Source organism: Flavobacterium seoulense, assembly GCF_000695795.1.
Lineage (GTDB): Bacteria > Bacteroidota > Bacteroidia > Flavobacteriales > Flavobacteriaceae > Flavobacterium > Flavobacterium seoulense.
This window is the reverse complement of sequence record NZ_JNCA01000011.1, coordinates 69,550-81,052: the sequence shown is the minus strand read 5'-3', so window position 1 is coordinate 81,052 and position 11,503 is coordinate 69,550. Positions and strand designations below refer to the sequence as shown.

Genomic DNA, 11,503 nt, shown 5'->3' with positions numbered 1-11,503 from the left:
TGTGCGCAGCTAAATACTGTATTATAAAGAATAAAATACAGCAAATTACTAATGATTATTCAAAGGAAAATCATTAGCTAAAACAACACATTCAAATAAAATTTAAACGAAAAACTTGGGCGGTTCCCATATATTTCCGGAGTAGCTGGAAATAATTTGACAGTCTCTTATAACTGTATTTTTAACATGAATTGCAGGCTGAGGAACATTAAATTCCGGTAATTTAAAATTAAATTTCACTACCGAAACACTGCAGCAGGCACATTGACAAAAAGGAGTACAATGATCCTCTTCATCCTGATTATGACTATGACTCGATTCCTGAAGGCTCAATTTAGATTCTGAACAATTATTATAAACATCACCACATGGCACAGCCAGAAGCACCATGATGTAGAGTAATAATATTGTTGTTATTGATTTCATACAGTTACAAATGTATAAAATATTTCCCGTAATCAGATTGTGAAGTTAATTTTACAAAATAATTACAACTACCTTATCAAAAGCTATTTAAAAATTTTACCAATTGTATTTTGCCGCGAATTCACGAATAATTTCTTTCTTTATTACACAAATAATCAATTGCGTTAATTGTAATTAGTGAAATTTAAAAACTTCGAATTCAAAAAAATAATTTGTGAATTCGTGGTAAAAAGATAGTCTCAAAACGGATAAACCTAAAAATCTATTTAAAAATTTTACCTATAATTTTCCCAATATCAGCAAAATCATCCAGATTACTTACAGCTCTTCTTTCAGTAACTGTATCATCCACTTGTGAGAATGGATAAATCAATAAATAATTATTATCTCTAAGATTTTTATTCAAAATTTCGGGTACTTCCTGCATTTTAGAAAAATAAGAATACATACCTCTTTGAGCCATTAAAACTATTAAACCTTCATCTTGCTCTAAATTAAAAGCGGCTTGTTGTGCTTGTTCCCAATCACTAACCGGATTAAAAACTGCTTCAATATTTGCTTTTTTAATGATACTTTTTAAAATCTGAATTGTTTTTTCATTAGCATAAAAATTCATTTTTGCTCCCGAATGTTTTCCTATGTTCCAGACTCTTAACAAAGAATGGAAAAAACCTGCTTCACGTTCAGCATTTGCAGGAATTAGAACAGTATATTCTTTAATTGTAGAAATAGGCTGTACCGCATGATAAGCCATTACATTGATTTGTTTGTTACGCAAATAACCATTGTATAAATTATAATTAAAAGAAGATGAAAACCCTTTGTTTTCTTCTAATGCAATGACAAGATCAGTAATATTTTGTTCTTTAACCACATTGTTAATACCAGTCACAACATCATTATCATGACGTGTTATGGGATTCAGTTTAACATCGGCAGCTGCGGCCATATTGACTGCAGCTCCTAGTAATTTTTCAGCATTTTTTGCAGACGATTCGCTTTTATCTTCGTTGATTATATTCAAAGCAAAAAGTCGGTCTGTATTCGATTTATTTTTGATAATAAGTCCCAAATTGACCATTTTTTCAACAGTATAATCATAATTTACTGCCAGTAAAATATTCTCTTCCTCATTACCTTCACCTGCTACAGTTTCTTCATTATCAGCATCGGCAATTTTTTGAGCACTTGCCATAGATACAAAGGACGAAACAGTACAAGAAACTAGAATCAATAAAATACTTCCGTTAAGAACATGTTCATTTAAAAGTCGGACAGGTTCTCCCAGTTCATTTTCAGATAAGATTATATTATATCCCACCATTACTGATGCTAATGTTGCAGCAGCTGATGCGGCACTCATTCCGAAAATTAATCGCCCTTCATCATCAGTAAATCGGAATGTTTTTTGAGTTAAAATAGCCGCTACATATTTTCCGCCAATAGAAGCTACCAGCATAATTGAAGCAACGCCTAAAGTTTCCCAACTTTGGATAAAGGCATTAAAATCAATCAGCATCCCTACACTGATAAGGAAAAAAGGAATAAAAATGGCATTCCCTACGAATTCTACCCTATTCATTAATGATGAAGTATGTGGTATCAGTCTGTTTAGGGCAAGACCTGCAAAGAAAGCTCCAATAATCGCTTCGATTCCAGCTAATTCAGCCAACAAAGAAGCCAAATAAATCATTACCACAACAAAGATATATTGCGAAATTTTATCTTCTACATTCTTAAAAAACCAGCGTGCTATGATAGGGAATCCTAATAAAACTATTAGAGAAAAAGCCAGCATTGATAGTGATAATTTTACCCAAAATGAAGTTCCTACTTCACCCTGTGACATTCCTACCACCACGGCTAAAACCACAAGTGAAAGCACATCGGTAATCATTGTTCCACCTACGGTAATATTAACGACTAGTTTTTTAGCTATTCCTAATTTACTAACCATTGGATACACTACAAGTGTGTGTGATGAAAACAAACTGGCAAACAATACCGAAGTTAAAAGAGAAAAATTCAATATATAATAACCACCCACAAGACCTAAAACAAAAGGAACTATAAAAGTGTATATCGAAAAAGTAATACTCTTCCATTTATTCTTTTTAAAATCGCCCATATCGATTTCCAGTCCTGCTAAAAACATAATGTATAAAAGACCTGTAGTTCCGGTAACAACAATACTGCTGTCGCGGGCAAGTACATTAAATCCATTAGGTCCTATTAATGCTCCGGCAATGATAAGTCCTAATAAATGCGGTACTTTTATTTTGTTTAATAAAAGCGGAATACATAAAATAATAATTAACTCAATCAGGTATTTTAGCAGCGGATCTTCAAGAGGAAAGCTGAGATGTTGGATACTTAATACCATAAATTATTTTTTTTGAGGGAGAGTAAGTTCTACTGAAAATTTGGCATTACAGTTATCATGCCCGGTTATTGTTTGGGTTCCTTTGACAATATTTTCTTTAATATCGTCCAGAATTACATTTATTTTTATTGGATTTTTCGAAATAGTATCACCATTAAATTCAAGTATTACTTTATCTTCTATATACTTGGCTTTAAATGTTTGTACCAGTTTTTTATTATTGAGAACGTTGGTATAAATTCCTGTTGAATCGGAAACGAATTGCCAAACCTGATTCCGCTGATCACCTATTACGTAATTACTACAATTAGATTCTCTACAAACCATTTTGCTATTCCAGATGCCTCGTAGATTTTTAGGCCATTCTTTTACTACTTCTATAGTATCTTTAGTAGCAGTAATACTGTCCCGAAGTAATAATAATGATTTATAATCGGCTTCTTTTTCTGCAAATTGTTCTTCTTTAGCTTTCAAAGCATTTTCTCTCTGTTGCAGTTCTAGTTCTTTTTTATTTTCACAGGAAATAAAAAGGATTATAAAAGCGAATAGTAGAGGAATTTTTTTCATAGATTTTTCTTTTGGGATTTACAATTTAGCTAAAATATTGCGGCTTACCAAAAAAGAAATCTAAAAAACTTATGACGAAGACATAAAATACTGAATAAATTCTATTTAGGAAGAAAATAAAATTAGACACAAAGCTTTGATCAAATATTATTTTCATTTTGTTTCAAAGGAAGCGTTATAATAAATTCGGCTCCATTAGCATTACTGCCTGATGCTGTTATTTTTCCTCCATGACGTTCAGCTATCTTTTTACAAAGAGACAGTCCTAACCCTGTACCCTCATATTTATCTTTAGAATTCAAACGAGAGAAAGTTTCGAATATCAAATCAGCCTGATCTGATCTAAAACCAATTCCGTTATCTTTTAAAGTAATTATAGCAGTGTTTGTATCAGAATCAATTTCTGAAGTTATACTAATTTCCGGCGCAATATCATCTTTAGCAAATTTGATTGAATTATTAATCAAATTATAGAAAAGCTGGTACAATAAAACGGTTGCTCCTTCAATTGTGGGAAGATGATCATATTTAATTATTCCGTTTGATCTTTGCAACGCAACCTCTAAATCAGTTTCTATATTTTTAATGACTTCGTTCAAATCTACTAACGTTGATTGTCTCAAATTAGCATTGATTTTAGAATAAGCTAATACTCCGTCAATCATATTGAACATTCTATCGGCAGCAACATGAATTCTGTCAATAAATTTTGCTGCAGTTTCATCTATATTACCTTTATAATATTCCTCAAGACGACTGGTAAAAGTTTTTATTTTTCTTACCGGTTCTTTTAAATCATGTGAGGCAACATGGGCAAACTGCTGTAAATCTTCATTAGAACGTTGTAATTCTTTCGTACGTTCTGCTACAAGTAATTCTAACTTTTCAGTTACCGTTTTATGCTCATGAATATCTGTACAGGTTCCAAACCATTTAGTAATTGCTCCTGTTTTATCTTTTACAGGAAGTGCCTGTCCTAAAAACCAACGATATTGCCCCGTATTTGCATTTTTCAGACGGAATTCTACTTGATAAGAATCTCCTTCTTTTATACTTTTATACCACAATTCTTCTACACCTTTTACATCATCAGGATGCAACAATAAGTACCAACTGGCATCACCCAATTCCGTTTCTTTAGAATTAGTATACTCATACCATCGCTTATTATAATAATCTACAAATCCATCTGGTTCACTCGTCCAAATAATTTGCGGAACCATATCCGCTAGTAATCTAAACTTTTCTTCGCTTTCCTTAATAACTTCTTGTATTTCTTTTTGCGAAGTAATATCACTCGAATTACCGAACCATTCAATAACTTCATTATCATGATCTAAAATTGGAACTACTCTTGAAAAAATCCATCCAATAGAATCGTCAGCATTCAAAATACGATGCTCCAGTTCGAAAATGCTTTTGTTTAAAATAGATTCAGAAATCAAATGAATTACTTTTTCTTTATCTAAAGGGTGGATGTATTTATTTAACCAATTTGAAACCAAATTGCTGTGACCAGACAGAAAACCTCCATCAAGGTTGCTCATAATAGTCCAGTCGGCATTTATATAATACACCACATCTGACGAAGCATTAATTAGTGCCCGGAAACGATTTTCACTTTCTTCGAGTTTTTTTCTTGCTACAACTTGTTCAGTAACATCAACTGCTACCTGAATCATACCCGTTATTTGTCCGTCATCAATTAAAGGACGATATGCCAGATTATAGTAGTAATCACAAATTTTACCTGTACGATTATGCGGTACAAGCACTTCACTCTGATCAAAAGAAATTCCTTTATTGTAAACATTTTTAACCTGTTCCCAAACATATTGTCCCTTCAACTCTGGCAATACGTCAATTAACGGCATTCCTATAATTTCTTTTCCACGCCCAATCATTTGAAGCATGTGTTTATTAATCTGTTCGATTACTAAATCATCTCCCTTTAAGACTAAGGTGGGAGCAGGAGTTTGCTCAATCATTGATTTTAACCTACGTTCGCTAAGTTCTCGTTTTTGTTCAGACAATTTTATATCTGTAATATCACGTGTGATTCCGGCAACTGCTTCTACTATTCCCTTCTCATTAACAACAGGAGTAAGAATGTAATCATAAATTCGCTTTCCTAATTCGGCATGCGGAAAAGACACCGTGCTTCTTATCATTTTTTTAGTAGCAACAATTTCATCAATTTCTCTTTCGTGCATTAGAGCATGCCATTCTTCATAACCGTTGTCTCTTAAACCTTTGCCTATTGCATCCTTAGCTGATTTTCCCCACATTTTCAACAAAGCCTTATTAGCATAAGTAAAATTGTAGTTAAGATCAAATACATACACTAAATCAGGTGTGTTATTAGTAATAGAGCTGTAGAGTCTTCTTTGTTTTTCGGCAGCTTCTAAGGCATTGGTCAGTCTTATTTCTGCTTGTTTTTTTTCGGTAATATCTTCAGTAGTAACAACTAATAAATCAGCTTGTTTTACAGCAATAAACCGAAACCATTGTTTCCTGTTTTCATCTTCATACCACTGATCAAAGTTAGAAACAATACCAGTTTGAGCTGTTTCAATAAATTTTTGGAGAATTCCATTATTTTTTGCCGCAGGGAAAACTTTGCTGTAAAGCTGTTCATTATAATCAATATCGCCTAGTAAATCACGGTTGTAAGCATTCAACATCATTATTAAAAAATCTTCAATTTCATTTTTGTCATTATAAACAAATTTCATCACGGTAATACCGTTAGGGACTGAATTAAAAATAGTTTTAAAAAGGTCGTTGTTTTTTATTTGCTCCATATTGAATTTATAATGCTCAAGCTATATGCTAATATAAAACAAATTTATTTCGAATGAAACACCAAAACATTCGTTTTTTAATTAAATTTTAGATTTTTTTAACAAACGTATTATTCCAAATAAAAAAATCTTTTTAAATGATTCTTTTGTTAGACTTTTCAGAAAAACAAAAGCCTGTCTCTTTCGAAACAGGCCATTTGCTAAAAAACATAATCTAACACACTAAGTCTATTTATATCCTTCGTTTTGTTCTAAATCTTTTGCATCTATAACAGTTTGAGGAATTGGAAAAAATCTTCTGTAAGGCTCTGTAGCCGGTTTTGCGGTTCCTGGTAAATCAAATTTTCCAAAACGCATACTTTGCGGTCTTCTTTGTAATTCCCAGTACAATTCGAAACCTAATTCTTTATACAATTGTGCCTCATTCAAAGTAGTAAGTACTTTTCCCGGTGCATTTGCAAATAACGCTTCTCTTTGTCTGCTGGTACGTAATTTATTCAAATCAGCCATTGCTAAACCTGTATTTCCTTTTCTAAAATAAGCCTCGGCTCTCATAGCATACATTCCTCCTAAACGAAACAATGGAATATCTACATTACTATTTCCATTTCCTCCTTCGGGATCAAACTCATACTTAAAAATACGAACTCCCTGATTGATTTCATTTTGAGCAAAAACAGCTTCCAAAGGTTTTGAGAACGTTAATGAAGGAGTAAAATCCATTCTTGTAGTGGTACTTTTTTCCATATACAAAGGAGACACTTTAATACGGTTTCCTACCATTTCAAAAGCGGCTGACGTTAATAATTTAGGACCATATTGAGGGCCAACCTGAATTCCTCTATTGAAATGGAACCAAGGTGTCGCCGGACTACTATTAGGCACCATATCGGTCGCTGGTACACTTACATCCGTTCCATCATTCATGAACCAGGTACCATCGGCATATTGATAATGCTGGTGAAATCTAGGATCATCATGATTTCCATCCCAGGTTGCGTAAAATTCAGGAGTTGTACAAGCTGCGTTAGTTCCTCTGTTTAGTGCAGATGCTCTCTGATTACGTTCTACACATACATAAGCAAAACTGTTTGAACCATTACGGATGTAATCAATCTTTTGAGAAATGGCAAAAATTAGCTCTTTTCCTTTATCATTATCTCTTGCAAAGTTTTTGAAATAATCTGTTTCTAAAGAAAACTTCCCTGAATCAATTAGTAGTGAAGTATAATAAATAACACGATCCATATCGGTTCCTGAACCTGATACAGCCGTTTCATTAAAATTAAAACTGGATGTGGCATTATAACGGTCTTTGAAAACAGCACGATTCAGATACATATTACTTAAAAAAGCATAAGCAGCTTGTTTTGTAAATCTTCCATGGTGTGTATTTTGTGTATTAATATCAGCCAAATCAGGAAGTAAAGCTTCAACTTCTGTAATTAATTTATCAATTTGTGTATCTGCTTTAAGAACTTGCAAGGGTGGATTCAAAATCATTGGATCTTTGTATGGCGCTTGCCCATACAAATCCAAAGTATGGTAAGTGTAAAATGCTAAAAGCGCTTTGGCTTCTGCCAAAAACAATGCTTTTTCAGGAATAGTACTTTCTTCTATAGCCTTAATTGCTGTTAATGAACGTGTAATTCCATTGGTCAATAAATTCCAGTTATCAACCACAATAGCATTATTAGAAGTCCATGTAAATTCGTGCATATCTCTCCATTTTCCACCGTCTCCCCAGTCGCTTCCGCGTGTTGGTAAGATAGCTTCATCAGTAGTATATTCCTGTAATGAAAAAACACCTCCGTGATCGACAAATGTTCTGTCTCCTAATCGGTCATAAGCGGCAGCCAATGCTCCTGCAGGATTTGAAGCTTCATTTCCTAAAACTTCGTCTAGTACTACCTCATCAAGATTAGTACAGTTAGTAAAAAGAAAAGTAAAAGAGAATAATGTTATAATTTTTAAACTTAAAATTGTTCTTGTTTTCATGATAATTATAATTTTAAAGTTGCTCCAAAACTAAACGTTCTAGAAGTTGGATAACTAGCGTAATCAATACCTATAGATTGGTTTCCTCCGTTTGATTTTGGTGTATTAACCAAAGGATCGTAACCTGAATAATTAGTAATCGTAAGTAAGTTTTGCCCGGTAACATACACTGTTAATCCATTTAACCAGCTTACATTTTTTAGATTAAAATTGTATCCTACACGAGCTGTATTTAATCGGATAAAGTCTGATTTTTCAAGGAAAAGCGATGATAAAATTGGAGCATTTGCAGAGTTAGCTCCAGTTTCATAATATCTTGTAGCTACATTTCTGTCTGAAGCAAGGTTGTTAATATTTAAAGCATTCAAACCTGTATTATTCAATAAATAACCTCCTGCTTGCCCAATGATAGAGAATGAAAAACTGAAGTTTTTATATCGCATATCGCTATTAAGTCCGTAGTAAAAAGTAGGCAACGCTCCTTCAAAAATAACTCTGTCACTGTTGTCAATTTTTCCGTCTCCATTTTGATCTTCGAAAATATCAGCTCCATTTTCGTCAAACCCAATGTGCTTTCTCATGTAAAATGATCCGGCTGCGTAACCATTTTTATAAATATTAGCATTTACCCCAGATTGTCCAGGTCCTGAAACACCTCCGGTTAAAATTTCTGAAACCGGTAAATCCTGGATTTTATTTTTTAATGTTGCTCCGTTTACATCTACATTCCATGAAAAATCTTTAGTATCAATTATTTTTGAACCTAACATGAACTCAAGTCCTGTGTTGATGATTTTTCCATCTTCAATATTCGTCCAGATTGTTGTTGTAGGACTCAATACCGGTGCAGGAACATTTAAAATGGCATCAGTAGTTGTTTTATTAAAATAATCAACTGTACCATACAATTTATCTTTCCATAGATTAAAATCAACTCCTACGTTGAACTGAGTAACTACTTCCCATTTTAAATTAGGATTGGCTGTTCTTACTACCGAAACCCCGTTTACCAAATTCAAATCATCATACAAATAATAACCATCTGCTCCAGATAAAGAATAACTAGCCTTTGTTAGTTTATTTTCTACTTCCTGATTTCCGGTTTGTCCCCAGCTGGTTCTCAATTTTAAGTTGTCAAAAGCAGTAGCATTTTCGAGGAAATTTTCTTTAAAAATATTCCATCCTAATGCAAAAGAAGGAAAGTAGCCGTATTTATTATTTTCTCCAAAACGAGTAGAACCATCGGCTCTCATTGAAGCTGTTAGAAGGTATTTTTCATTAAAGGTATAATTTACTCTACCAAAATAAGATTGTAATTCATTTTCCTGAGCGTAACCTGTTACTACTGGTTTTTCGCCTTCAAAACCTGGGTTAATTGATGGTTTTACACCTACTCCTCTGTCAGTAATATTTTCGATAGTAAAATTAGTTCCTGATCTTTCAAATTTCTGATAAGAGAAACCTCCTAAAACTTCAAATTTGTGTTTGTCTAACAACAAATTATAAGTTAAATAATGCTCTAACAATGAGTTTTTAGAATCAAGATTGCTCTGAACATATCTTCCTGTCGGATTCAAATCAGTAATATTTGGATAAATAGTCGTATTTCTTTCTGATGTAGAGCGATCCAAACCTATGTTTAATTTATACTCTAATCCATCAATAATTCTAAATGAAGTTTCTAAGTTTCCTAATACTCTTGTTGTACGTGTTTCATCCTCATAAATACTCAATAAATAGGCCGGATTATAATGTGCATTCATATTAAAATTAGTGTAGTTCCCATTAGCATCAAAAACAGATCTTGTTGGGTTTGCCATCAAGGTATGTACAATTAACTGACCGTTTGAACCACCATCATCACTTACAGGAACGCCATTATCTTTAGTTTCACTAGCTGTAAGATTCATTTTTAATTTTAAACGTTTGTTATCTAAAAATGATTCAGCTGCGTTAATTCTTCCTGATAAACGCTTGAAATTACTGTTTTGAATAATCCCTTCCTGATCCATGTGAGCAATAGAAGCATAATAATTTCCTGTTTCTGTTTGTTTACCAAAAGAAAGTGCATTATTTTTTGTAATTGCTGTTCTGTAAATCACATCCTGCCAATCAGTATTTCCACCGTGATCAAAAGCCTGATCTGTAATAGCATTTCTATATTCATCAGCACTTAAAACATCTAGTTTTTTAGCCACTTTTGCTACTCCTAAATACGAATCAAAAGTTAATGTTCCCTCACCTTTTGCTCCTTTTTTAGTGGTAACCAAAACCACACCATTAGAACCTCTTGCTCCGTAAATCGCCGCTGCCGAAGCATCTTTTAAAACAGTAATCGATTCGATATCGCTTGTATTTAAAAAGTTCAATGGATTTTTAGCTGCAGAAGCTCCGAAACCAACATTTGTTCCCGTAGGACTCACATCATCATTTGACAATGGTAAACCATCCACTACAAATAATGGCGTACTTCCGCTTCTGATTGAGCCAACTCCTCTAATAGTTACATTCACCCCTGCACCTGGTTCTCCACTTGAATTTACCACACGAACACCAGCAACTTTTCCCTGAATTAAATTATCTACTGATATATTTACTCCTTGTTTAAAATTAGCTTCAGATAATTGGGTTACCGCTCCTGTTACGTCTCTTTTAGATTGTTTTCCATAACCTACTACTAACACCTCATTTAATTCTGATGTATTAGGTTCTAACTGGATAGTCATAAAACTTTTTTGAACTCCAACCGTTTTTGTTTTATATCCTAAAAAAGAAATTTCGATTGTTTTTCCTTCCATTACAGCCAATTCGAATTCACCATCAAAAGTAGTTATGGCTGTGTTCTTAGTTGTTGGCTCCATAACAGTCGCTCCCGGAATTGGTAAATTGTTTTCATCAACAATTTTTCCTTTTACTTTAATTTTATCAGCTGATTGCGAGCTTTTTTGAACAGCTGTTTTTTGAATTAAAATTAATTTGCCATCAATATTATAATTAAAATGAGCTTCTTTAGAAAGGCTATTTAAAATTGCAGTAACTGATGCATTCGAATAATTTACCGTGTACGAATTATTATCAGCAATAATAGCCTGACCATAACTGAATTTATAATTTGTTTGCTGACTTAATTTTGAAAAAATAGAAACAAGTGTTGCTTTTTCTATTTTATTATTTACATTTGACACTTTGTAATTAACTGTACTATATCCGTTTTGGACAGATAGTAAGCTCAGGGCTGAAAAGAAAAGTCCCTTTAAAAAATTTACATTACTACGTTTTAAATACATGATTTAAGTTATTGGTTTTTCGATACTTAATTATTAAT

Annotated in this window: 6 protein-coding genes; all 6 read right to left on the bottom strand. The window is 33.0% G+C overall.

What is annotated here, in order from left to right; genetic code table 11:
* Positions 1-102: 102 nt before the first annotated feature.
* The 6 genes from FEM21_RS16160 to FEM21_RS06030 all read right to left on the bottom strand — a co-directional run bounded on the left by FEM21_RS16160 (position 103) and on the right by FEM21_RS06030 (position 11,465).
* Complete coding sequence (locus tag FEM21_RS16160) at positions 103-426, bottom strand: DUF6660 family protein (protein ID WP_051627501.1); 324 nt, start codon at positions 424-426, stop codon at positions 103-105.
* Positions 427-688: 262 nt separating this feature from the next.
* Positions 689-2,809: a cation:proton antiporter gene (locus tag FEM21_RS06050; RefSeq protein WP_035658885.1), complete on the bottom strand. Its 2,121-nt coding sequence runs from the start codon at positions 2,807-2,809 to the stop codon at positions 689-691.
* Between the two features lie 3 nt (positions 2,810-2,812).
* Positions 2,813-3,376 (bottom strand): hypothetical protein, encoded by a 564-nt coding sequence (locus FEM21_RS06045; RefSeq protein ID WP_035658884.1) that lies wholly within the window; start codon positions 3,374-3,376, stop codon positions 2,813-2,815.
* Positions 3,377-3,516: 140 nt separating this feature from the next.
* Positions 3,517-6,180 (bottom strand): PAS domain-containing sensor histidine kinase, encoded by a 2,664-nt coding sequence (locus FEM21_RS06040; RefSeq protein ID WP_035658882.1) that lies wholly within the window; start codon positions 6,178-6,180, stop codon positions 3,517-3,519.
* Between the two features lie 228 nt (positions 6,181-6,408).
* Positions 6,409-8,178: a RagB/SusD family nutrient uptake outer membrane protein gene (locus FEM21_RS06035; RefSeq protein ID WP_035658881.1), complete on the bottom strand. Its 1,770-nt coding sequence runs from the start codon at positions 8,176-8,178 to the stop codon at positions 6,409-6,411.
* 5 nt (positions 8,179-8,183) lie between these two features.
* Positions 8,184-11,465: a SusC/RagA family TonB-linked outer membrane protein gene (locus tag FEM21_RS06030; protein ID WP_035658879.1), complete on the bottom strand. Its 3,282-nt coding sequence runs from the start codon at positions 11,463-11,465 to the stop codon at positions 8,184-8,186.
* Positions 11,466-11,503: the final 38 nt, after the last annotated feature.